Genomic DNA, 22515 nt, shown 5'->3' on the forward strand with positions numbered 1-22515 from the left:
GGTGCGGACGACCGGCTCAGCGTAGGCCGCCCGGCCCCACCAGGCCCGTCTCGTACGCGACGATGACCAGCTGCGCCCGGTCGCGTACCGCCAGCTTGGTCAACAGCCGCCCGACGTGCGTCTTGACGGTGGCCTGGCTGAGGTTGAGGTGCGCGGCCAACTCCGCGTTGGACAGGCCCCGGGCGATCAACGCGAGGACCTCCCGTTCCCGATCGGTCACCCCGTCGAGCTGGCGGGGCAGCGGCCGGGTCGGCTCCGGCTGCCGGGCGAACTCGTCGATCAACCGGCGGGTCACCGTCGGCGCGAGCAGCCCCTCCCCGGCGGCGACCACCCGGATCCCGGTCAGCAGGTCCGCCGGTGGGGTGTCCTTGAGCAGGAACCCGCTGGCCCCGGCGCGCAGCGCCCCGTAGACGTACTCGTCGAGGTCGAACGTGGTCAGGATGATGACCCGGGTGTCGGCCGTCGCCGGGTCGGCGCAGATTCGCCGGGTCGCCTCGATGCCGTCCATCTCCGGCATCCGGACGTCCATCAGCACCACGTCCGGCCGGTGCTGCCCGGTCAACGCGACAGCCTCCACTCCGGTGCCCGCCTCACCGACAGTGGTGCAGTCCGGGCTGAGGTCGACCAGCAGCCGGAAACTGCCGCGCAGCAACGCCTGGTCGTCGGCGATCAGCACGCGGATCATGCGGTCAGCCGATAGGGCAGGCTGGCCGTCACCGCGAAGCCACCGTCGGAGCGGGGGCCGGCCCGGAACTCCCCGCCGTGCAACGCCACCCGTTCCCGCATGCCGATCAACCCGTGCCCCTCCCCGCCGAGCAGAACCGGCCGCTGGCCGTCGTCGGTCACCTCCACCCGCACCTCGTCGGGCAGGACGGTCACCGTGGCCCGGCAGGCGGCCGGCGCCGCGTGCTTCACCACGTTCGTCACCGCCTCCTGCACGATCCGGTACACCGCGAGGCCCACCGACTCCGGCACCGCGCCGGCCGGCTCCTCCCGCCGTACGTCGAGCCGCACGTCGACGCCGCCGATCGCCGCCTGCCGGGCGAGGACCGGCAACTCGTCGAGCCCCGGCGTCGGCGCGTACGGGCTGTCCTCCCGCAGGACGCCGAGCACCCGACGCACGTCGGTGAGCGCGGTACGGCCGGTCTGCTCGATCACCCGCAGAGCGGCACCCGCCTCGCGGGGGTCGGCCTCGGCGACGTGGTTGGCGACGGCCGCCTTCACCACGATGAGACTGAGCGTGTGCGCGACCACGTCGTGCAGCTCGCGCGCCACCCGCAGCCGCTCCTCGGTGGCGGCCTGACGGACCAGGTGGTCACTCTGCCGGACGGCGAGGGCGCGTCGCTCCCGGATCAGCCAACCGATCACCCAGGCCGGCGCGACCATGACGGCGGCGTAGACGACCGCGCCGGTCCGCGACCAGAGGTCGCCCGCGGTCAGCACCAGGCCGACGCTCACCAGCGCCAGGCAACCGGCGGCGCAGATCATCGACCAGCGGGTAGGCGTCGACACGGCCACCGTGTAGAAGGCCAGGGCTATGGCGAACGCCGGCGCGGCGGCCGCGAAGTTGGGTATCACCCCGGTGATCAGGGAGACGCTGGCGACGGCGCTGATCACGACGGCCACCGCGATCGGCCAGCGTCGCCGGACGGCCAACGGCAACCCGAGCGCCATTCCGACCAGCACGGACACCCAGAGCGGCTCGCGTACGCCTCCGTACAGCGGCGATTCCAGCGCCGCGTACGGGCAGAGCAGCCCGCCGACGGCCACCGCCAGCAGACCGTCCACCACGTACAGGTCCACCGGCCGCATCCGTCGGGTCAACAGGAGAGCAGTCACCCGTCGAACGGTAACGACCGGCTGGATCGACCGCGTCCGCCCACGGGTGGTCATCCCGGAGGACGACGCGCCGGTGCTGCCGGGCCTGTGACTCCACCCGGGGGAGGGCCGGAAAGTGCCCGCTGCGGCACGACGCGCCGCACCCCCGGCGTTCGGGACCGTAACGGTCATGACCACAGACACGGTGACCCTGACGGGGCTGCGCGCGGAGTACGGCACCGGGACCCGGCGGGTGAAGGCGCTCGACGGCGTGACCACCAGCTTCGCGAGCGGCACGTTCACGGCGGTGATGGGCCCCTCCGGCTCGGGGAAATCCACCCTGCTGCACTGCGCGGCGGGGCTGGACCGCCCGACCGAGGGGATCGTCACCATCGACGGCACCCGCCTCGACGACCTCGGTGAGGACGCGCTGACCCGGCTGCGACGCGACCGGATCGGCTTCGTCTTCCAGGCGTTCAACCTGGTGTCCACGCTGACCGCCGCGCAGAACGTCGAGTTGCCGTCGCGGCTGGCCCGTCGCCGCCCGCCGGCCGGGGACGTGGCCGCCGCCCTCGACGCCGTCGGTCTCGGCGACCGGGCCGGGCACCGGCCGAGTGAGTTGTCCGGCGGCGAGCAGCAGCGCGTCGCGGTGGCCCGAGCGTTGATCACCCGCCCGGCGGTGGTCTTCGCCGACGAGCCGACCGGGGCGTTGGACAGCGCGTCCTCCCGACAGGTGCTCCGGCTGTTGCGGGCGCTCGTGGACGACCACGGGCAGACCGTCGTCATGGTCACCCACGATCCCGCCGCCGCCGCGTACGCCGATCGGGTCCTCCTGCTGGCCGACGGTCGCGTCGTCGACGAGCTGACCGGCGGGATCACCGCCGCTGTCGTCGCCGCCCGGATCGCCGAGCGCGAGACCGACCGGGAGCTGTCGTGCTGAGCGTCCGGCGCTCGGCGAGCGCGTTCGTGGCCGTCGCCGTCGGGGTCACGCTCGTCGCGGCGGCCACCCTGCTGCTGGCTTCCGGTCGTCCCCAGGTGCCCGACCGGCTGACGAGGGCGGCGGTCGTGGTGCAGAGCCCCGAGGCGGGCGCGTCGGCCGACACGTTCATTCCCAGTCGGCCCTGGTCCGCCACCGTGGCGGCGGACCTCACCAGCAGGCTGGCCGGTCTGCCGGGCGTCGCGGCAGCGGTCCCGGACCGGACCTTCTACGCCCAGCCGCTCGTCGACGGCCGGCCCTCGGTCGCCGACAGCCGCCGGGAGGACGCCCACCAGGGGCACGGCTGGTCCAGCGCCCAACTGGGTGGAGTGCGCCTCACCGCTGGTGAGCCACCCCGCCGTCCCGGTGAGGTGGTTGTCGACAGCGCGCTCGGACTGCGCGCCGGAGCGCCGGTCACCCTGCTGACCGCGACGGGTCCGGAGCCGTACACCGTCACCGGCCTGGTCGACGGGCCCGGCGTCCATGTCGCGGACGAGGTCGCCGCCGCCCTCGCGCCCGGTGTGCGCGCCATCGGGCTGGTGCTCGCGCCCGGTGCCGAACCGGAGCGGGTGGCCTCGGCGGCCCGCGGCGTGGTCGGCGACGACGGACGGGTGCTGACCGGTGACGCCCGTGGTGCGCTGGAGCCGCGCGGCGACGCCCGCACCCGCTGGACCGGCATGCAGGTGCTCGCCGCCACGGCCGCCCTCGCCGGCTTCGTCACGGTGTTCGTGGTGGCCTCCACCTTCGCGTTCACCGTCGCGCAGCGCCGCCGTGAGCTGGGCCTGCTGCGTGCCGTCGGCGCCACCGGGCGTCAGGTACGCCGGATGGTGTACGCGGAGGCGCTCGCCGTCGGCGTCTCGGCGGGGATCGTCGGTCTGCTGGTGGGGGCGGCGCTCGCCCCGGTGCTGGGCCGGCTGCTGGTCGATGTCGGCTTCGAACCGTCGACCTTCCGGGTCCGCTACGAACTCTGGCCGATCGCGGTCTCGTTCGTCGCCGGCCCGGTGATCGCGGTGCTGGCCGTCTGGTCGGCATCCCGTCGGGCGGCACGGGTCCGCCCGTTGGAGGCGTTACGGGAAGCCGCTGTGGAACAGCGACCGGTCGGGCGGGTACGCGCCGCCACCGGCGTGCTGCTCCTCGCGGCCGGGGCCGCGCTCAGCCTCGGCACGGCGACCGCCGACGAGGCTCGGGTGGGGGCGCAGTACGCGCTCTACGCGGTGATGGCGCTCGTGGCCGGCACCACGGTGCTCGCCCCGGTGGTGGTCGGGCCGGTGGTGAGGTTGCTGCGTTCGCCGGTGCGTCGGTCCTATGGCGCGATCGGGATGCTGGTCCGGGGCGGGGCACTGACCGCGACCCGGCGGACCGCCGCCATCGCCGCCCCGGTGCTGCTCACCGTCGCGTTCGCGGTGCTGGTGTCCGGGATGGTGCGCACCGGCACCGCCGCGTACGCGGCGGGTCGGGCGGACACCGTGAACGCCGGCTGGATCGTCGTGCCGGACCGCGCACCCGGCCTCTCCGACCGGGCCGTCGCGGCCACCGGTGGCACCGCGCTGCTGCCGACCACCGTCTACCGCACCGACCCCGGAACGTCACCGGCGGACCGGCCGATGACCGCGCTCGGCGTGGATCCGGAGGGCTTCGCCGCCGCCAACCGGGTGCTCACCGTCGTCGCCGGTTCGCTGAACGACCTGCGGGGCGACGACACGGTGGTGGTCCCCGCCGCGGCGAACCGGCTGCCGTCCGAGCCGTACCCGGTGGTCTTCGCCGACGGGACGACGGTGTCGTTGCGCGTCGTCGCCGTGGTCGACGACACCTCGATCCCCGGCGACCTGCTGGTGCCCCGGGCCGTGGTGCGGGCGCACGACCCGTCGGCGCTGACGTCCACCGTGTACGTCCGGGACCGGGTCGAGCCGCCGGTCGGCGCGCGGACCGTCGACGTCGCCACCTGGGCGGCCGAGGCGGACGCCGCCGAGGACCGCCTCGTCTGGCTGTTCACGCTGCTGCTGATCGGGGTGTCCGCCGGCTACGGGGCCATCGCGGTGGCGAACACGTTGTTGCTCGCCGCCGCCGGGCGGGCCGCGGACCTGCGGCTGGTCCGACTGGCCGGGGCGACCCGGCGGCAGGTCATCTGGCTGGTCACGGCGGAGTCCGCCCTGGTGGTGTTCATCGGCGCGCTGCTGGGTGGGGCTGTCGCGTTCGTCGGTCTGCTCAGCATTCGCGCCGGCCTCGCCGAGCAGGTCGGCGCCCCCGTCGATCTGGTGGTGCCCTGGCCGGTGGTCGGCGGGGTGGTGGGGCTGTGCCTGCTGCTCGCCGTGCTGTCGAGCGTGCTGCCGACGTGGCGGCTGCTCCGTCACCGTCCCGCACGGTCAGCGGTCGGCCTGGTCGGCTGACCACGCCCCCCGTACGGGCGCGTGGGCCGTTACCGTCCATGGATGCGATTCGCGCGCCCGCTCGGGCTGCTCCTCTGCGCCGCCGCCGTCGCGCTCTGGGCGTACGGCATGACCACGTGGCAGCCATTGACCGAGCCGCTCGGCCCGTGGTCGGAGCGCCTGCCGGGCAACAACGCCTACTGGGCGCGCGACCTGCGGTTCATGGCGATCATGGCGGTGCCGCTCGGGTTGGTGCTGGCCGGGCGGGGGCAGGTGCGGTGGAGCGGCCCGGCTGTGGTGCTGGGCGGCTGCTGGATCGCCGCGGACGTGGCTGTCGACCGGGCCGACCTGATCGGCGTCGGCGCGACGGTGCGCCTCGCCGTCGCCGGCTACGCCGTGCTCGGCGTGGTCGCGGCGCTGCTGCTCTGGTGGGAGCGCGCCGTGCCGCCAGTGGGGGAGCCCGACACGCAGGCGGCCCGGGAGCGCGGCGCGACTCCGGCCACCGACCGGCGGGTGTTGACCGGCGCGGCCTGCGTGGCCGGGGTCCTGACGCTGGTGGCGGCCGGGATGGAGTCACCGACCGACCGGGAGCCGGAACTGCACCAGGGTGCCGTCGCCACGGCGGCGCTGCTGGTGGCCCTTGCCGTCGCTGCCGCGTTGGCAGCGGCTCCGGCGCGGACCCGGGCTCGCGTCGGGTTGGCGGCTGGCCTCACCGTGGTGGCCCTGCTCGGCGTCGGGTGGGTCCGTGCCACAGCGCCCGGCACACGCCTGGTGCCGGAGGCCGTTCTCGGGGCGGTGCTGCTCACCGGAGTCACACTGCTGGCCTGGGACTGGCCGGGTGGTCGGCCGATCTGGCGGCACCACGCCCTGGCCGCGCTCATCGCGCTCGTGGGTCCGGTGGTGTTCCTGGTGGCCACGGCCATCCCCATGATGATCCTGCTGCCGATCGGCGCGACGTTCACCGCGCTGGCCGGCAACAGCCCGATCAACGCCGCCGACTCCGACCTGCTGGTCTCCCTGGTCGGGCTGCTCGCCGGGTTGGGAATGGCGGTGCTGCTGGCGCGGCCGGGCGTCGAGGACCGTCGGCAACTCCGCTAGCTCACTCGACGACCGGCAGCACCACCTCGTTGCGGCGCAGGAACCACGGTTTCCACGGCGGGTCGAAGCGCGCGTACCGGATGGCACCTGTCGGTTGCAGCCCGGCCGCGGTCACCGACCGGCCGAGCATCGTGGCCCGCTGGCTGAACGCCTGCTCCGTCCACCGCCCGGAGAACCGCATCGCCGCCGCCAGTCGCGCCGGCACCTCGCGGATCCGCACCCGGGCGTCCACCGGCTCGGGCAGGGTGGCGGTGGTGAAGCTGGCCGGCATGACGAACTGGATCCGGTACGCGCCCGGCCACTCACCCTCGATCTGCACGACCGGCACGGTCATGGCGATCTTCTCCGAGCCGCGGACCGCCGCGAGCGCCGGCGCGGCGGAGCCGATCGGGTGCCGGGCCCGATTGGCGCCACCGATGTACGCGGCCAGCGGCCGGAACGCCTCGATCGGCGCCCGGGTGAACGACGCCTGGATCTGCATCTCGGCCACCAGGTGGGCGGGGTACCGACGCAGCTCGAAACCGGGGTGTCGGGACACCACCCGGTACGGCTGCTGTTCGGTCATCGCGCGGCTCCCAGGGTCTGCTGGGACAGACGCTACCGCCCGTCCGCCTCCCGCTCGGCCGAAGTCGGCCGCTCCGCCGGCCCGGGGGCGAGCGTCCGGGTGGTCAACCGCCAGTACTGCCGCTTGCCCTCGTCGCGCAGCACCACCCCGAGCTGGCCCAGCTCACGGCGCAACTCCCGGGCGTCGTCACGGCGGTCCCGCTGGACGGCCCGTTCCCGGGCCCGTAGCAGCGCGTCCGCGCCGGCGGGCAACCCGGGCAGGTCCGGAACCCACAGCCGGTACGCCGACCGGTGCGGGTCGTCGTCCGCCCAGCTCCAGCCGTGCTCCCGGAACGCCGCCGCCAGCTCGGCCGACGGCAGGTCCGTCGACTCCCGGACCAGTTCCGCGCCGTCGGCGTCCAGCAGCACCAGGTGCTTGTCGGCGACGAAGACCACCCGGGTGTCGACCCGGCTGATGGCCCGTTTCTCATCGGAGCGGCGCAGCTGGACCTGCGCCCCGTCGACGGTGACGATCAACCGTTCGGCGGTGCCGATCCCGGCTATGACCAGGCCGGCCAGGACGCCCACCCCGATCGTGCCGGCGGTGGCCTGCGGCTCGGGCAGCCGGTCCAACCACTCGATGAGATCGCTGAACGGCACCCAGGGCAGCCGGGCGAGCCAGCCCGTCGCCGCCGCGAGGAGCCATCCGGCGCCCGCGCCGAGCAGCGGGAAGCCACCCCACAGGACAGCCAGCTCCAGCAGGCCGCCGCTGACGACGGTGCGCGGACGGTAGCCGGCCACGTCCATGGTCAGGACACCTCCCGGCGCAGCGTCCGGAACAGGCCGGCGGCCAGCGGGAGGACCATCCAGGCCAGCAGGGAAACCGCCAGCCGACCCCACTGCTCGCCGGTGACGTGGCTGGTGAACAGCGGCTCCATGGTCCGGCTGGTGTCCAGCCACCCGGCCGGACCGCGCAGCGGCCGGACCAGTTCGCCGAGCACCGACCAGAGGGTCGGCAGCAGCAGGTAGCCGACGATGGCCAACGGCGTGTTGAGCAGCAGCAGACCGAAGGCGGCACCCATCAGCACGCCGGCGACCTGGACGATCGCCCCGTTCACGATCAGCGCCGCGTCGACCTGCCAGGTGCCCGCGCCGCCCGTGGCCGACGCCACGAGCGTCCCGACGCTTGCGACGGCCAGGGTGACGAGCACCGAGGCGAGCGCGGCCAGCACCATGGCGATCAGTTTCGCGGCGACCACCCGCTCCCGCCGGGGCACCAGCGCGTACGTGGTGAGGGCCGTGCGTTGGGACCACTCGCTGGTGATCGACAGGATGCCCAGCACCGGCAGGAGCACGTTGACGGGCAGCAGTGACGTGACGAAGAAGGTGAAGAAGGTCTGTTCGGGGCCCTCGGCGTAGATCAGCAGGAGGGTGACGATCGCGACGACGACCAGACCGATGGTGATCAGCAGCCATCGGCCGGCCCGGGTGTCCACGAGCTTGCGCAGCTCCACACCTGTCAGCCGGAGCAGCGACGGTCGGCGTACCGATGCACGATGCGCGGGTGCGACGGTGCTGGCGGGTGCGGTCGTGGCGGTCATCGGACGGCCTCCTTGGTGGATTCGCCGGCGGTCAGGGTGAGGAAGAGCTGTTCGAGGCCGCCGCCGCTGGCGGGGCGTAGCTCGGCCAGCGCGACGCCGGCATCGGCCGCCGCCTGGCCGACCGACTCGGCGTCGGCCTGCACGAGCAGACCGTCGGAGCTGTCGGCAGCGGTCAGGTTGGCGGCGTCCAGCGCGCGGCGCAGCGCCGCGTCGTCGCGGGCGCGCACCACAGTGCCGCCCCCGGCCAGCAGCTCGTTCTTGTCGCCCTGGGCCACGATCCGGCCACCCCCGATCACCACCAGCCGGTCCGCGACCGCCTCCACCTCGCGCAGCAGGTGGGACGAGAGCAGCACGGTGCCACCCCGGTCGGCGAAGTCACGCAGTAGCTGGCGCATCCAGAAGATCCCCTCCGGATCCAGGCCGTTGGCCGGCTCGTCGAGGATCAACACCCGGGGGTCGCCGAGCAGCGCGTGGGCCAGCCCGAGCCGTTGGCGCATACCCAGCGAGTACGCCCGGACCCGACGCTTCGCGGCCACCGCGTTCAACCCGACCAGGTCGAGCTTCGCGGCGACCTCGCGCCGGTCCAGACCCATCGTGTACGCGGACAGCGTCAACGCCTCGCGGCCGGTGCGCCCGGCGTGCTGGGCGGAGGCGTCCAGCAGCACCCCGACCTCCCGCCCCGGGTTGGGCAGGTCCCGGTACGGGTGCCCGGAGACGGTGGCGCGCCCGCCGGTCGGCGTGGTCAGCCCGCAGATCATGCGCATGGTGGTCGACTTGCCAGCGCCGTTGGGGCCGAGGAAACCGGTCACGGTGCCCGGCTCGCACTGGAACGACACGTCGTCCACGGCCGGGTGTGGCCCGTATCGCTTGGTGAGGTTCTCTACGACGATCATGTTGTCGAGCGTGCCGGGGCCGCCCGGCCATCCGCTTCGGCCACCGGTCGGTGCCGCGCCGACCTTTGTCGATGGCGGGGTCTCGACTTTGGTAGCTGGTTGCCGGGGCCTGCCGCTGCCTAGCATGGTCGGGTGACAAGCATCGCCGTCCCCGAGCACCCCTGGCTGCTGCCCGGGGAGCTGGTGGTGCCGGCGGAGCCCGCGCGCGCCCGTCCGCGTCGCACCACCCGCGACTGGGTGGTGGACAGCCTCGCCTTCCTGCTCGGGCTGCTCTGGGTGCTATTGGCCTTCGGGGACGCCCTGTCGCCCGCCCCGGAGATGGCGATCCCGCTGCCGCACGACTGGATGGTCGGCGTCGACACGGTGCTCGGGCTGCTCTGCTGCGGGCTGCTCTGGCTGCGCCGTCGGTGGCCGCTCGGGCTGGCGGTGGCCACCCTGCCGCTGAGTCTGTTCTCGATGGCATCCGCCATCCCGCTGTTGATCATCTACTTCACCGTCGTGGTGCACCGGCGGACCGCCGTCGCGGTCGCGATCACCGGCGTGGGGTTGCTCACCAACTTCGTCTTCAGCTGGACCCGTCCGGACCCGGCCATGCCGTACTGGCTCACCGTCACCTGGGGTGTCGTGCTCACCCTCGCGGTGCTGGCCTGGGGGATGTTCGTCCGGGCCCGCCGTCAGTTGATCGTGTCGCTGCGCGAGCGGGCCGAACGGGCCGAGGCGGAGCAGCAACTACGGATCGCCCAGGCCCGCCACCTCGAACGCACCCGGATCGCTCGGGAGATGCACGACGTGCTGGCCCACCGGATCTCGCTGCTCAGCCTGCACGCGGGTGCGCTGGAGTTCCGCCCGGACGCGCCGGCCGAGGAGGTGGCCAAGGCCGCCGGGGTGATCCGGGGCAGCGCCCACGCCGCCCTACAGGACCTGCGGGAGGTGATCGGGGTGCTGCGCGCCGAGGACGACGGTGCCGGCGACGCCCCCGAGCCGCCGCAGCCCACCCTTGCCGACCTGCCCGCACTGATCGCCGAGTCGCGGTCGGCCGGGGTGCGGGTCAACGTCAGCGACAGCGTCGCCAGCCCGGGGGAGGTGCCGGCGGCGCTGGGTCGGGCCGCGTACCGGATCGTGCAGGAAGGGCTGACCAACGCCCGCAAGCACGCTGCCGGCGCGGCCGTCACCGTCGACGTGGCGGGCGGGCCGGGCGCTGGACTGACGGTGGCGATCGGCAACCGGTGGCCGGTCGGTACGCCGGCCGGGGGCACCCTGCCGGGTGCCGGCACCGGCCTGGTCGGCATCAGCGAACGGGTCACCCTGGCCGGCGGGCGGCTCGCCTACGGTCGGGACGACAGCGGTGACTTCCGGCTGGCCGCCTGGCTGCCGTGGCCGGCGTGACCAGCCCCGCCGGACCGCCGGACGCGAACGGGTCGGCCGGACCGGCTACGCCGCCGGTACGCGTGCTGATCGTGGACGACGACGCGTTGGTCCGGGCCGGGCTATCGATGATCCTCGGCGGTCTGCCGGACCTGACGGTGGTCGGCGAGGCGGCCGACGGTGGCGAGGTGCCGGCGGCCGTGGCCGCGTACGCCCCGGACGTGGTGCTGATGGACATCCGGATGCCCCGGGTCGACGGGCTGACCGCCACCGAGGCGCTGCGTGCCCAACCGCACCCGCCCGAGGTGCTGGTGTTGACCACCTTCGACGCCGACGAGCAGGTGCTGCGGGCGCTCCGCGCCGGCGCGGCCGGCTTCCTGCTCAAGGACACCCCGCCGGCGGAGATCGTCCGTGCCGTCCGCCGGGTCGCGGCGGGCGAGGCGACGCTCTCGCCGACGGTGACCCGGACGTTGATCGCCCACGTGACCGCCGCCGCCCCCGGCCCGGTCGGCCCGGACCCACGCCGCGAACGGGCGCTGCGGCTCCTCGCCGGGCTCAGCGAGCGGGAGCGGCAGGTGGCGGTCGCGCTCGGGCGGGGCCACACCAACGCGGAGATCGCGGGGGAGCTCTTCATGAGCGTGGCGACGGTGAAGGCATACGTCTCCCGGCTGCTGACCCGACTGGAGCTGAACAACCGGGTCCAGGTGGCGCTGCTCGTCCACGACGCCGGCCTCGTCTGAGCTTGCCGCGCGCAGGTCGTCCGAGCGTTCCCGGACGGTTTTCACCCAGGCCAGTTAGGCGGCGCACCACCACAGATGAGGTTACACTCGTTTTTGGTTGTTTCATCGCTGGTAGTTTCAGGAGTGAACGTGGACGGCTTTGTCGGGCGAGACCAGGAGCTCCACCTCCTGGACGGCATGCTCTCCCGGGTGCAGCGGGGTGGCCGTGCGGGGCGGCCTGGGCGAGCCCTTCTCATGCGAGGTCGCCGACGGGTGGGCAAGTCCCGACTGGTCGAGGAGTTCGTGGAGCGGGCCGCGGTGCCGCATCTCTTCTTCACCGCCTCCGCGCAGCCGACCGTCGCAGCCGAGCTCGCCCTCTTCGTGGAGGCCGCCGCCACCTCCACCCTGCCCGGTGCGCAGATCCTTCGCCAGCAGCAACCACAGACCTGGGACGCCGCGCTGACGCTGCTGGCCGCCGCACTGCCGACCGACCGGCCGAGCGTCGTCGTCCTGGACGAGATGCCGTACCTCATCGCGGGAGACCCGGGCTTCGAGGGAACCCTGCAGAAGATCTTCGATCGCGAGCTGTCCCGGCGGCCGGTCCTCCTGATCTGCGTCGGATCGGACCTGGCCATGATGGAAGCACTCAACGACTACGGCCGGCCGTTCCACCAACGGGCCACGGAGATGGTCGTTCCGCCGCTGAGCCCCGCCGACGTCAGCGACATGCTCGGCCTGTCCGCCGCCGACGCGTTCGACGCCTACCTGATCTCCGGCGGTCTGCCGCTGATCCTCGACGAGTGGCCGACCGGTGCGTCCGTCCACGACTACCTGACCGACGCGGTACGGGATCCGACCTCCGCGCTGCTGGTGAGCGGTGAGCGGGCACTGGCGGCGGAGTTCCCGCCCCAGTCCCAGGCGGGTCTGGTGCTGCGGGCCATCGGCTCCGGTGAGCGGACCTTCTCACTGATCTCCCGCGCCGCGGGGGACCTTCCACAGGCGTCCCTCAACCGCGCCCTGCGTCTGCTGACCCAGAAGAGGGCCGTGGAGGTCGCCGTTCCACTGTCGACGAAGCCGTCGCGGGAGACCCGGTACGCGGTGGCCGACCCCTACCTACGCTTCTGGTTGTCGTTCCTGGGGCCGCACCTCTCCGAGATCGAGCGGGGGCGTGGCGACCTGACCCTGGGCCGGATCGACCGGTCGTGGGCGTCCTGGAGGGGGCGGGCCATCGAACCTGTCGTCCGGGAAGCCCTGCGCCGGCTGCCCGGTGACCACCTGCCGGCGCAGGCGGCGACGATCGGCGGCTACTGGACCCGGACCAACGACCCGGAGATCGACATCGTCGGCGCCGACCGTGGGCCCGTCGCTCAGCGGATCAGTTTCGTCGGATCGGTCAAGTGGCAGGAGAGCCGGCCCTTCGACGCGCATGACCTGGGCCGGCTGCTCCTGCACCGGTCTCTGCTTCCCGGCGCCGACGAGTCGGTGCCGCTCGTCGCCGTGTCCCGCAGCGGCACGGCGGTGGACGGCATCCGGGTGCTGTCGGCGGAGGATCTGCTTACCGCGTACCGGAATTGAACTTTCGTCCGGTGTCCGCCGTACCCATGGCCGAGGATGTCGGTGCGGTAGGTCCGCCGTACCGCTGCCGAACTGCGGGAGGCCTGCCGTGCGAGTTGGTGAGCAGTCGACGGATCCCATCGATCAGGTACTGGGTGAGGTGCCGATGCCGGCACCACTGACCCCGGAGGATGTCCGGCTCGCGGTCCGGGCGGTGGTCGTGCACACCGCCGAGGAGTGGCCCAATGGGCCGCTGTGCCGCAACGACGGCGCCTCCTACCCGTGCCGACTGCACCGCTGGGGGCGTCGGGTGTTGGAGACACACGGGCTCAACGAGCGGCAGATCGAGGCGTTGATCCGGCATGGCAATCCGTTCGTGCACGTGCCGTTTCCGTTCACGGCGACCGGGCCGTCGCGGCAACAGACCGCGCGCGTCCCCCAGGGGATACGGCCCACCACTACCGGCCGGCCGGTGACTCCCCCCGTCACCGCGCCGCGCTGGCCCCGGGCGAGCTGAGCGCTGTCCCCCTCCGCCCACCCGGCCCGGGGCGACACGACGTCGGCCCGGCGCGGAGATTCCCCCCTCCGCGTCGGACCGACGTCGCTCTGAGCGGTCGACTCAGTTGCCGACCCCGCAGTCCGGGGCGGACCAACTCGTCGTGTTCGAGCTGTCGTCGCTGTTGTTCTCCCGGCGCGAGTCCACGTGCACGTGGTCGTCGTGGTCGGGGTAGCCCGGCCCGTAGATCCCACTGAAGCCGTTGTTACGGGCGCCGCGGGCGACCTGGCACAGCGAGGACGTCCGTGAGGTCACGTCGGCCGCGTTGCCGTACAGGTGTTGGCTGTCGGACGCGCCGCCGACCTGGTTGTTGCAGGCGCTGCTGCGGAAGCCACTCGACACGTAGAGCGGCTTGTCGCCGAGGCTCTTGCGCAGCGCCTCCAGCTTCCACATGGTCCGCAGCGCGTTCTGCTTGGTCTGGTTCGCCGACAGCGGGCCGCCGCTCCACCCGCTTCCGCCGCACCCGTTGTCCAACTCGCTGTAGGTGAAGTGCGCGGGCGTGCAGTCGTTGTCCTGGAGTTGGTAGAGCTTGGCGAAGGTCTGTGGGCCGGCGATGCCGTCGGCGCGCAGCCCGTACGCCTGCTGGAACCGCTTGACCGCGGCTGCGGTCTTCGGCCCGTAGCGGCCGTCGTTCTCCACGATGTCCCGGTAGCCGGCCCACCCGGCGACCCGGATCTGCAACTGGCGGACGTCATCGCCGGAGCGCCCCTGGGTCAGGGTGCGGTTCCAGGTGTAACAGCCGTCCGCGTGTGCCGCCGGTGCGGCGACCACCGTGGCGATCGCGGCCCCGGGCAGTGCCAGCGCGAATGCGACGGCGACCCGCTTCAAGGTGTTTACGCGCACAGAAGTCCTCCCGATAGGAGAGCGAATGGGGTGGCTCCAGGACATCGACCGAGAAGTCCCGTGATTTCCACCCTCGCACTGATCAGTGCCGTTGGAGGTGGTTAACGAGAATCGTGCTCACAATCTGCTGTGCCTGGGTATTGGCTGGGAATTCGGCTGATTTGCGAAACTGCCATTTCCGCCGGATCACCCCTCCTGCGGTCAAGGGCACCGAACGTCGCAATCTGCCATACGGAGGGTGATGTTCCCGGGGTGATCGCGGCCGGTAACGTCAGCCCCGGGCGTCGGACTGGCGGAGGTGCACGTGGCACGCGGTGGCGTCTTCTGTGTCGAGGGTCAGTGGCACCGCGACCTCAACGAGCGGGGCTCGGTGCTGCCCACGCTGGAGCTGCTGGAGCGGCTGGGCAAGATCCGGTTCATCCACAAGGACGCGGCGACCCGCGACGAGTTGTTCTACTTCCTGGACCGATGGCTGCTCAAGCAGTACGCCGACCACCGGGTCGGCTTCTTCGCCATGCACGGCGAGCCGAGCCGGCTCTGCCTCACCGACTGGCAGTCGGTGGAGTTGAACGAGGTGGCCGAGCTGATGGCCGGCCGCGCGGAGGGGCGGCGACTCTATTTCGGCAGCTGCTCGGTGCTGCGCGCCTCGGACGCGGTGCTACGCGAGTTCCTGGAGGTCACCGGAGCCGCTCTCATCTGCGGTTTCACCCGGGAAGTCGACTGGGTCGAATCGGCGGCCTTCGAAACCGTGCTCCTCGACGTGCTGGCCAACGGCCAGCGACACAATGCCGCCGAACTGCGGATGGGCTCCGCCCACTGGGCGCCGCTCGCGTCGTACCTCGGCTTTCGGGTGATCTACGCCAACGGTCGGGCCTGGCGTCCGTCCGGCCGTCCCCGGGTGCCCACCCAGGCGGCGCGCCGCGCCGCGGCCCGACCCCGCTGACCCGCCGCCGCCGCTGCGCCCGCCCCCTGGTAGGAACGGGGAATGGCACGCAGCATCGCAACGAACACCCGGGTCGACCGGGACGGCCTGCTCGACTTCCTCCGGCCGCGACACCGCGTCGTGCTGATGACCACCCGGGCCGACGGGCGACCGCAGTCCTCCCCGGTCTCGGCCGGGGTCGACGAGCAGGGACGGCTGGTCGTCTCCACCTATCCCGAGCGGGCCAAGGTGAACAACATTCGTCGCGACCCGCGGGTCTCGGCCTGCGTGCTCAGTGACGACTGGAACGGCCCCTGGGTGCAGATCGACGGCACCGCCGAGGTGCTCGACCTGCCCGAGGCGCTGGAGCCGCTCGTCGAGTACTTCCGCAGCATCTCCGGTGAGCACCCGGACTGGGACGACTACCGGGCGGCGATGGTGCGTCAGGGCAAGTCGCTGATCCGGGTCACCATCGACGCCTGGAGTCCGATCGCCACCGGTGGCTTCCCGGCCCGCCTCGCCTAGATCGCGCGCCACCTCGCCCGCTGCCCATTCGCGTCGATCTGGCGGCCAACCCCGAGCTTCCGATCCTTTGCTCTGCTTACCTGGATGCGCCATTCGGCGTCATGTCGCAGATAGGCAAGCAGAGCAAAGGCGGGTTGGGCGGGGAGCATCTGTCGGCGGAGCGGCACGACAAGGGGCAGCAGGTGACCGTCAGTCGACCAGGGCGGCGTAGACGAGTTGGCGCAGCTGGGAGCGGAGCGGGTAGGTGCTCGACGGCATCAGCTGGGTGAACAGCAGCGCGGTGATCTCCTCGGCCGGGTCGACCCAGAACGCGGTGCTGGCCACCCCACCCCAGTAGTACTCGCCGACGCTGCTGGGCACCCGGCTGGGGACCGGGTCGTCGACCACCGCGAAGCCGAGACCGAAGCCGATCCCGTCCAGCGTGGTCTCGGCGAAGCCGCCGGTGGAGAGGGTGCCCAGATCCTGACCGCCGGGCAGGTGGTTGCGGGTCATGAACCGCACCGTGCGCGGCCCGAGCAACCGGACGCCGTCGAGCTCGCCGCCGCGCAGCAGCAACTGGGTGAACCGGTGGTAGTCGGCGGCGCTGGAGATCAGACCACCACCGCCGGAGAGCAACGCCGGCTTGCTGAACGCGAGCGACCCCAGGCTGTCGTAGCGGACGGCCCGGCCGCTGCGCGGATCCGGTACGTAGAGCGCGGCCAGCCGGTCGGCCTCGTCGCCGTCGGCCCACCAGCGGGTGTCGGCCATGCCCAGCGGGCCGAAGATCCGGTCGGCGAAGAACGCGTCGAGGCTCTGCCCGGAGATCACCTCGACGAGGCGGCCGAGCACGTCGGTGGCGACGGAGTAGCCCCACGCCGAGCCGGGCTGGAACAGCAGCGGCAGCTCGCCGAAGACCGCGCAGGCGCCGGCCAGGTCGACGTCCGCGGGCGGGTACAGGTCGTAGCCGGCCGCCCGGTAGAGCCCGTCGACCACCGAGGTCTGCATGAAGCCGTACGTCAGACCGGCCGTGTGGGTGAGCAGGTGCCAGACCCGGATCGGCTCGGCCGCCGGCACCGTGTACGGCTTGAGCGCCGACCCCTTGGAATAGACCCGCAGGTCGGCGAACTCGGGCAGCCAGCGGCTGATCTCGTCGGTCAGCTCGAACCGGCCCTCCTCCCACAGCATCATCGCCGCGACCGAGGTGACCGGCTTGGTCATCGAGTAGATCCGCCACAGGGTGTCGGCCTCGACCGGTGCGCCCGACTCGCGGTCGCGCAGCCCGTACGTCGAGGAGTGCGCCACCTCGCCGCGCCGGGTGACCACCACCTGCCAGCCGGCCAGCCGACCGTCGTCGACGTACCGGCCGAAGTGCTCGTCGATCCGCGCCAGCCGCGCCGGGTCGAAACCGATCTGATCCGGGTCCTTGCTCCGAGCCACACTCACGCCGCCGAACCTACTCGCCGGTACACCGGTGCCGGAAGGGGGCCGGCACCGGCCCGCCGACCGTCGGCTGCCGGCCCGCGCCCACTAGCCTGGCCGGATGCCGGAGTTGACCGAGGACGTGACCTTCCGCAACGAGGACTGGTACGCCGAGGAGTTGACCGACCGGCACTTCGTGGGCTGCGAGTTCTTCGGGGTGGACCTGACCGAGGCGGTGAGCAGGGGTGCGGTCTTCACCGGGTGCACGTTCGGCAACGTGGCGTTCAACGCCTCCCGGCATGTCGACTCCGCCTTCACCCGTTGCGTGTTCCGGCGGTGCAATTTCTTCGAGGCCGAGTTCACCGGCTGCAAGCTGGTCGGCAGCACCTTCAGCGAGTGCGATCTGCGTCCCTTGACGGTGGACGGCGGTGACTGGTCCTTCGTCGCGTTGCCCGCCGCCGACCTGCGTGGCGTCCGGCTGACCGGGGTGCGCATGCGCGAGGTGGACCTCACCAGGGCCAACCTCACCGGTGCTACGGTCACCGGAGTCGATCTTTCCGGTGCGCAGTTGACCAACGTCCGGCTCGACGGCGCCGACCTGCGGGGCAGCGATCTCACCGCGCTGGACCCGACGGTCGTCGAACGGGCCGGTGCCGTGATCGACGTCGAGCAGGCGGTGGTCGTCGCGCAACTGCTCGGCTTCCGGATCGGCTGACCCGCAAAGGGCTTCTGGTCTGCCCAGGTGCCCGTTCCGGGCGGTCGGGGTTGTCCGGCAGCGTCCCATTGTGGGCTGGACACGTCCGGCAGTCCGGATCTAGCGTGTCGTCCACGCCCGGGTGAACGTGAAACTGCCCACAGTGGTTGGTGTGGTCCTCGGCGGTCCAAGAACGGCCGGGCGGCGGAGTTGGAGGGGTCGGTGGCGGACGAAGACCGCACGCGGGCTGGTTCGAGGGCTGGCGATACGCCGTCCAAGCACCGTCCGCGTGCCATTACCGCCGGGACGACCCGCAGCGTGTTGCGCCGCGCCCGACAGCGGCGGCGCTGGGCGGTGGAGGGAGCCGCCGTACTCGTCTGCCTGGTGGTGTTGGTCTCGTATCTCGCCACCCGGTCCGGTCCGGCGCCGGGCGACGACCAGGCGGGTCCGGCCGGCGTTTCCGCCCGTTCCCCCGGTTTCCCGGCCGCCGAGGGGCGTACCGGCGAGGCGGGGCCGGCGACGCCCGGCCTGCGTCCGCGCCAGCGCCCACCCTCGCCGGACCCGACGCCGTCGGCCAGCACGCCCGCCCCGCCTCCGCCGCCGAAGCCCGGTTCGCCGGCGCTGACGGTGAGCCGGGGCGAGATGCCCGCCATCGTCGACCTCACCGCGGTGGGCGCCCGGGACTGGGTCCACTGGGGGGAACGTGGCGGCAGGTCGATGAACCGCAAGCGTTCCGGCTCCGGCGAGATCATTGACGGGGGAGGACCGGGCCGGCGGATCGGTTGGGACGGCAACCAGGAGTACGTGCGCTGGGCCGACGGCACGCCGGAGCGGTCGACGGACGGCAGCTCCAACGGCGTCTACGCGTGCGGTGCCGGAAACGGGTTCAGCCTCGCCGTCGCCGGCAGTGGCGAGCCGCGCACGGTCCAGCTCTACGGTGGCACCTGGATGGCCCGGGGGCGACTGGAAGCGCGGCTGTCCACCGGAGGGCCCGCCAGCATCGCCCGACTGGAAGACCCCTACACCAGTCAGAGCGCCCAGTTCACCATCCGCTTCACAGTGCCCAAGGGTGCCCGGCTGCTGCTGAACTGGACCGTCGAGAAGGTCTTCACGCAGCACTGCGGCAACGTCGGCCTCCAGGCCGTGACGGTGCGTTGACTGACTGACTGATCGCTGTGGGTCGGCCAGCGGGACAGTTTGTCCGTCGCGGACCGTCGAACACGTCGTAGCTTTCTGCTGTCCCCATCCGACCATCCAGTGTGGAGGCAGCGCCGATGAGCAGCAGCACCGCCCACCGCGTCCGTCGTGTCGCTTCGTCCGGCACCGGTGAAGCGTCCGGGGAGGTTCTTCGCGACATCCCCCTGCCGCCATACGTGACAGGCGAGGACACCCAGTTCGCCGTACGGGCGGTGGTGGTGCACGCCCCCCGACGGTGGTCCGGGGGCGTGGTCTGCCGCAACGACGCCAGCCCGCACCCGTGCCGTCTGCACCGCTGGGGCACCCGGGTGCTGGCGCTGCGCGGGCTGCGGGCCGCTGAGATCGCCGCCCTCATCGAACGCGGTGACCCGACGGCGGTGGTCCCCCCACCGGACCGTCCGGCCTGAGCGCTCGCCGGCGGCCGGGAGGCGCGCCCGCGCCTCCCGGCCACTGTTTCAGCAGGTGATCGGCTTGACCCAGGAACACTCGACGCCCTCCGGGGTACGCGGCGTCTCCGGCACGGCCGGCGGGGCCACCCGTGCCGTCGACGTGCCAGCCTCGCGGAAGCCGGCAAGCGCAACGGCGATCTGGTCCTCGAGCGACTTCACCGACGCCGTCAGGTAGTTGTTGAGCAGGATGGAGAACGCCAGCAGTCGGCCATCGGCGCTGGTCACGTAGCCGGAGAGCCCGGAGACACCGGTCAGGCTGCCGGTCTTGGCGTGCACGTTGCCCGCAGCCGGCGTACCGGCCATCCGGCTGCGCAGGGTGCCGCCGGTGAACCGCTCCGGCCGACCGGCGATCGGCAGCGCCGCGTACCAGGTCGCGAACCACGGTTCGGCCCGGACGGCGCTCAGCAGGTCGACGAACTCCGCCGCCGGGATCAGGTTGCGCCGGGACAATCCCGAGCCGTCACGCTGGCGCAGTCTTCCGGTGTCCATTCCGGTGTCGGCGACGTACTCGCTGATCGCGGTGAGACCGGCCGTCCAGGTGCCGGCGCCGGAGAGCACCCGACCGATCTCCTTGGTCAACACCTCGGCGTGCCCGTTGTTGGACAGCTTCAGAAATGGCGTCATCAGCTCGCCGAGGCTCATCGAGTCGTGGCGTGCCACCGGTTGCGCCGTCTCCGGGGTGGGCTGGCCGAGCACGGTCCGGCCGAGCACCCGGACGCCGTGTCGGTGCAGCGCCGACCGGAACACGTCGGCCGCGTAGCCGGTGGGTTCCCAGACGGTGACCCAGTCGCTGGCGGGCTCGTCCCCGACGGCGATCTGACCGGTCACCACGACGGTGTTGCCGCCGTGCTCGCGCTCGATCGAGATCGAGGTCTCGCCGTCGCTGACCGTCCGGGCGCGGTTGTCGACCTTGACGTACCCGGTCGCGGGGGTGGTGGTGACCACCGGCGGCGCGCCGGCCCGGTCGGCCGGTGCGGCGTGCACGATGACGGTGCCCGCGTCGTAGTCGGTGTTCGGGGCGACGGTGAGCGCGGAGACCTGCGCGGCGTAGTAGTAGGGCTCGTCGTCCCAGGTCCAGTCGGGGCCGAGTCGGGTGTTGTCGTAGCGGGTGTCGTCGGCGATCAGGTTTCCGGTGACCACCCGTACGCCGTCGGCGGCGACCCGCGCGGCGAGCGCGTCGTAGTCGGCGGCGAGCATTGTCGGATCGCCCCCACCGCGTAGGTAGAGGTTGCCGGAGAGCAGGCCGGCGCGGCGCTTCCCGCCAGCGAGCACGTCGGTGCCGAAGCGGTGCCCCGGGCCGAGCAGCTCAAGGGCCGCGGTCGAGGTCAGCAGCTTGGTGTTGGACGCCGGGACCAGCCGCCGGTCGCCGTTGCGGTCGTAGAGCGTCTGGCCCGTGCCGGTGTCGACGACCACGACCGACGCCTGCGCGCCGGCCAGCCGGGTGTCGGCGAGGATCGTGTCGATGGTGGCGTGCAGGCGGGTCGTCGCGGGGGTGGGCGATTCGGCTGTGGCACCGGGCGCGGCGGCGGTGGCCGCGGTGGCGACCAGCGCGAACAGCGCGAGGGCCCGGGGAAAGTGACGACGATGCATCCGCTGATGCTGTCACGGAGATATTCGCCGGAAAAGGCCCTCAGGCGAAAGAAATTACCGTCCAGGTCATTTCGGCCTGCCGACCGTCTTCTCGTGGCCACCCCAGTAATGCCGCTGCGCCCCCATGACCAGTGGTGCGACGAGCGCCGCGAGCGCCCCACCGAGCAGCGGGAAGACGATGAACACCCAGAGCTGCCGCAGCGCCACACCGCCCTCGAAGACCGCCGGGCCGAACGCGCGGGCCGGATTGACCGCGGCTCCGGTCAGCGTCACGCCCACCAGCTGGGTCACGGCCAGGGCCAGGCCGATGGCCAGCCCGGCGGTGCCCGGATTCTCGCTCCGGCTGGTCACCACCAGCACCACCAGCACGAAGAGGAAGGTCAGCACGACTTCCAGCACGGCTGCCCCGCCCCGGTTGATGTGCGCGCCGTAACCGTTGGTGCCCAGCGCCCCGGTCTGGTCCGCGACGTCACCCCAGCGGGTGAGCGCCCAGAGCACGAAGGCCGCGACTGTCGCGCCGACGAACTGCGCGATCCAGTACGCCACCGCGCCGAGCACCGAGATCTTGCCGGAGAGCAGCACACCGAGCGTCACCGCCGGGTTGACGTGGCTGCCGGAGAGGGGCCCGATCGTGTAGACGAGGGCCACCATCACGAACCCGAAGGCCAGCGCCACCACCACCACGCCGCCCTGGACCCGGGCGGCGACCGCGCTACCCACTCCGAAGAACACCAGCAGCAGGGTGCCGAGGAATTCGGCCGCGTACCGACGGAAGTCGCTCATCAACTCAGCGTAAGTGCAGGTCACCGGGCTGAAGCCGGAATGGCCGTCCATGACCTGCCCGGGCTGCCGATCGGAGCCAACCGGGCCGGCCGCGCGGCGGTCAACGAGATTCGCGCCTGGCTGGCGCCGGCCGCCGCTCTCCACTGACCTGGCTCTATTTGACGGATGCTCGGCCAGCGGGCACGGTGGGAGTGACGGGGCCGTCAGCTGCCCCGATTCGATGCGACGGCGATGATCGTTCGCCCCTCTGTCGCCTCCCACGTGTGCTCGTACGCGGACCGACTGTCCGGTCCGCGCGGTATCCGACCGCGAGCCGACAATCCACGAGGAGTTCCGTCAATGCTCACCATGACCGACAACGCCGTGCTGGTCATCCGTGACCTCGCCAACCAACAGGACGTCGCCCAGGACGGCGGTGTGCGAATCGCCGCCGACACCGAGGCAGGCTCGCTCACCGTCGAGCTGGTGCCCGAACCGGCACAGGGGGATCGGGTGGTCGACAACCAGGGCGCCCGGATCTTCCTGGACGAGGACGCCGCCGAGCTGCTCGGGGACGCGTCGGTGGACGCGACGGTCGACGACGAGGGCATCATCCAGTTCGGCTTCACCGAGAAGCAGTAGACCC

General features: G+C 72.4%; 23 protein-coding genes. 13 read left to right on the forward strand and 10 right to left on the reverse strand.

Annotated features, from left to right (window positions below; genetic code table 11):
* Positions 1-16 precede the first annotated feature (16 nt).
* Together AB0877_RS20080 and AB0877_RS20085 are read right to left on the reverse strand one after the other, a co-directional pair.
* Positions 17-685 (reverse strand): response regulator transcription factor, encoded by a 669-nt coding sequence (locus AB0877_RS20080; RefSeq protein WP_366610561.1) that lies wholly within the window; start codon positions 683-685, stop codon positions 17-19.
* Positions 682-1839: a sensor histidine kinase gene (locus tag AB0877_RS20085; RefSeq protein WP_366610562.1), complete on the reverse strand. Its 1158-nt coding sequence runs from the start codon at positions 1837-1839 to the stop codon at positions 682-684. Before AB0877_RS20085 ends, AB0877_RS20080 begins: the two co-directional genes overlap by 4 nt.
* 169 nt (positions 1840-2008) lie before the next feature.
* On the opposite strand from AB0877_RS20085, the gene AB0877_RS20090 reads away from it, so the two are divergent.
* From AB0877_RS20090 to AB0877_RS20100, 3 genes are read left to right on the forward strand one after another with little or no spacing between them, the layout of a single operon-like run.
* The gene (locus AB0877_RS20090) at positions 2009-2758 is read left to right on the forward strand and encodes an ABC transporter ATP-binding protein (RefSeq protein WP_366610563.1); all 750 of its coding nucleotides are present in this window, start codon (positions 2009-2011) and stop codon (positions 2756-2758) included.
* A complete protein-coding gene (locus AB0877_RS20095; RefSeq protein ID WP_366610564.1) occupies positions 2752-5181 on the forward strand; it encodes an ABC transporter permease in 2430 nt (809 codons plus the stop codon). The genes AB0877_RS20090 and AB0877_RS20095 overlap by 7 nt, the downstream gene beginning before the upstream one ends.
* Positions 5182-5223: 42 nt before the next feature.
* Positions 5224-6258, forward strand: coding sequence for a hypothetical protein (locus AB0877_RS20100; RefSeq protein WP_366610566.1), 1035 nt, complete (start codon positions 5224-5226; stop codon positions 6256-6258).
* A gap of 1 nt (position 6259) precedes the next feature.
* On the opposite strand, the gene AB0877_RS20105 is transcribed toward AB0877_RS20100, so the two are convergent.
* Genes AB0877_RS20105 through AB0877_RS20120 form a run of 4 tightly spaced genes read right to left on the reverse strand, consistent with a single transcriptional unit; the run spans position 6260 to position 9295 of the window.
* Positions 6260-6823 (reverse strand): heme-binding protein, encoded by a 564-nt coding sequence (locus AB0877_RS20105; protein WP_366610567.1) that lies wholly within the window; start codon positions 6821-6823, stop codon positions 6260-6262.
* Between the two features lie 32 nt (positions 6824-6855).
* On the reverse strand, positions 6856-7608 hold the full coding sequence (locus AB0877_RS20110) for a hypothetical protein (protein WP_366610569.1): 753 nt from the start codon (positions 7606-7608) through the stop codon (positions 6856-6858).
* A 2-nt stretch (positions 7609-7610) separates the two neighbouring features.
* Complete coding sequence (locus tag AB0877_RS20115) at positions 7611-8402, reverse strand: ABC transporter permease (RefSeq protein WP_366610571.1); 792 nt, start codon at positions 8400-8402, stop codon at positions 7611-7613.
* Complete coding sequence (locus tag AB0877_RS20120) at positions 8399-9295, reverse strand: ATP-binding cassette domain-containing protein (RefSeq protein WP_366610572.1); 897 nt, start codon at positions 9293-9295, stop codon at positions 8399-8401. Before AB0877_RS20120 ends, AB0877_RS20115 begins: the two co-directional genes overlap by 4 nt.
* Before the next feature lie 132 nt (positions 9296-9427).
* Here AB0877_RS20120 and AB0877_RS20125 point away from each other — a divergent pair, with 132 nt between their 5' ends.
* From AB0877_RS20125 to AB0877_RS20140, 4 genes are all read left to right on the forward strand, one after another.
* On the forward strand, positions 9428-10681 hold the full coding sequence (locus tag AB0877_RS20125) for a histidine kinase (protein ID WP_366610574.1): 1254 nt from the start codon (positions 9428-9430) through the stop codon (positions 10679-10681).
* Entirely contained in the window at positions 10660-11400 is a 741-nt protein-coding gene (locus AB0877_RS20130) for a response regulator transcription factor (RefSeq protein WP_366610627.1), read from the forward strand. The genes AB0877_RS20125 and AB0877_RS20130 overlap by 22 nt, the downstream gene beginning before the upstream one ends.
* 252 nt (positions 11401-11652) lie before the next feature.
* A complete protein-coding gene (locus AB0877_RS20135; protein ID WP_366610575.1) occupies positions 11653-12954 on the forward strand; it encodes a DUF234 domain-containing protein in 1302 nt (433 codons plus the stop codon).
* 145 nt (positions 12955-13099) lie between these two features.
* Positions 13100-13450 carry a hypothetical protein gene (locus tag AB0877_RS20140; RefSeq protein ID WP_366610577.1) on the forward strand — a complete coding sequence of 117 codons (351 nt, stop codon included), beginning with the start codon at positions 13100-13102 and terminating at the stop codon, positions 13448-13450.
* 102 nt (positions 13451-13552) lie between these two features.
* Here the strand turns inward: AB0877_RS20140 and AB0877_RS20145 are convergent, their stop codons facing one another.
* On the reverse strand, positions 13553-14332 hold the full coding sequence (locus AB0877_RS20145; protein ID WP_366610579.1) for a D-Ala-D-Ala carboxypeptidase family metallohydrolase: 780 nt from the start codon (positions 14330-14332) through the stop codon (positions 13553-13555).
* Positions 14333-14636: 304 nt separating this feature from the next.
* Between AB0877_RS20145 and AB0877_RS20150 the strand changes: the two genes are divergently transcribed.
* Both AB0877_RS20150 and AB0877_RS20155 read left to right on the forward strand, forming a co-directional pair.
* A complete protein-coding gene (locus AB0877_RS20150; protein ID WP_366610581.1) occupies positions 14637-15275 on the forward strand; it encodes a hypothetical protein in 639 nt (212 codons plus the stop codon).
* Between the two features lie 42 nt (positions 15276-15317).
* The gene (locus AB0877_RS20155) at positions 15318-15779 is read left to right on the forward strand and encodes a PPOX class F420-dependent oxidoreductase (RefSeq protein ID WP_366610582.1); all 462 of its coding nucleotides are present in this window, start codon (positions 15318-15320) and stop codon (positions 15777-15779) included.
* Positions 15780-15968: 189 nt separating this feature from the next.
* On the opposite strand, the gene AB0877_RS20160 is transcribed toward AB0877_RS20155, so the two are convergent.
* Entirely contained in the window at positions 15969-17201 is a 1233-nt protein-coding gene (locus AB0877_RS20160) for a serine hydrolase domain-containing protein (protein WP_366610583.1), read from the reverse strand.
* 97 nt (positions 17202-17298) lie between these two features.
* Here AB0877_RS20160 and AB0877_RS20165 point away from each other — a divergent pair, with 97 nt between their 5' ends.
* The 3 genes from AB0877_RS20165 (at position 17299) to AB0877_RS20175 (ending at position 19475) form a co-directional block, all read left to right on the forward strand.
* A complete protein-coding gene (locus AB0877_RS20165; RefSeq protein WP_366610584.1) occupies positions 17299-17892 on the forward strand; it encodes a pentapeptide repeat-containing protein in 594 nt (197 codons plus the stop codon).
* Positions 17893-18189: 297 nt separating this feature from the next.
* Positions 18190-19029 (forward strand): hypothetical protein, encoded by an 840-nt coding sequence (locus AB0877_RS20170; protein ID WP_366610586.1) that lies wholly within the window; start codon positions 18190-18192, stop codon positions 19027-19029.
* A gap of 116 nt (positions 19030-19145) precedes the next feature.
* Positions 19146-19475, forward strand: coding sequence for a hypothetical protein (locus AB0877_RS20175; protein WP_279517138.1), 330 nt, complete (start codon positions 19146-19148; stop codon positions 19473-19475).
* Between the two features lie 48 nt (positions 19476-19523).
* Here the strand turns inward: AB0877_RS20175 and dacB are convergent, their stop codons facing one another.
* On the reverse strand, positions 19524-21107 hold the full coding sequence (gene dacB / locus AB0877_RS20180; RefSeq protein WP_366610587.1) for a D-alanyl-D-alanine carboxypeptidase/D-alanyl-D-alanine-endopeptidase: 1584 nt from the start codon (positions 21105-21107) through the stop codon (positions 19524-19526).
* A 66-nt stretch (positions 21108-21173) separates the two neighbouring features.
* Positions 21174-21890, reverse strand: a complete 717-nt coding sequence (locus AB0877_RS20185; protein WP_357227241.1) for an aquaporin — start codon at positions 21888-21890, stop codon at positions 21174-21176.
* 339 nt (positions 21891-22229) lie between these two features.
* Between AB0877_RS20185 and AB0877_RS20190 the strand changes: the two genes are divergently transcribed.
* A complete protein-coding gene (locus AB0877_RS20190; protein WP_179782354.1) occupies positions 22230-22511 on the forward strand; it encodes an adhesin in 282 nt (93 codons plus the stop codon).
* The last annotated feature ends 4 nt before the right edge of the window (positions 22512-22515 follow it).

This window comes from Micromonospora sp. NPDC047644 (assembly GCF_040704315.1).
Lineage (GTDB): Bacteria > Actinomycetota > Actinomycetes > Mycobacteriales > Micromonosporaceae > Micromonospora.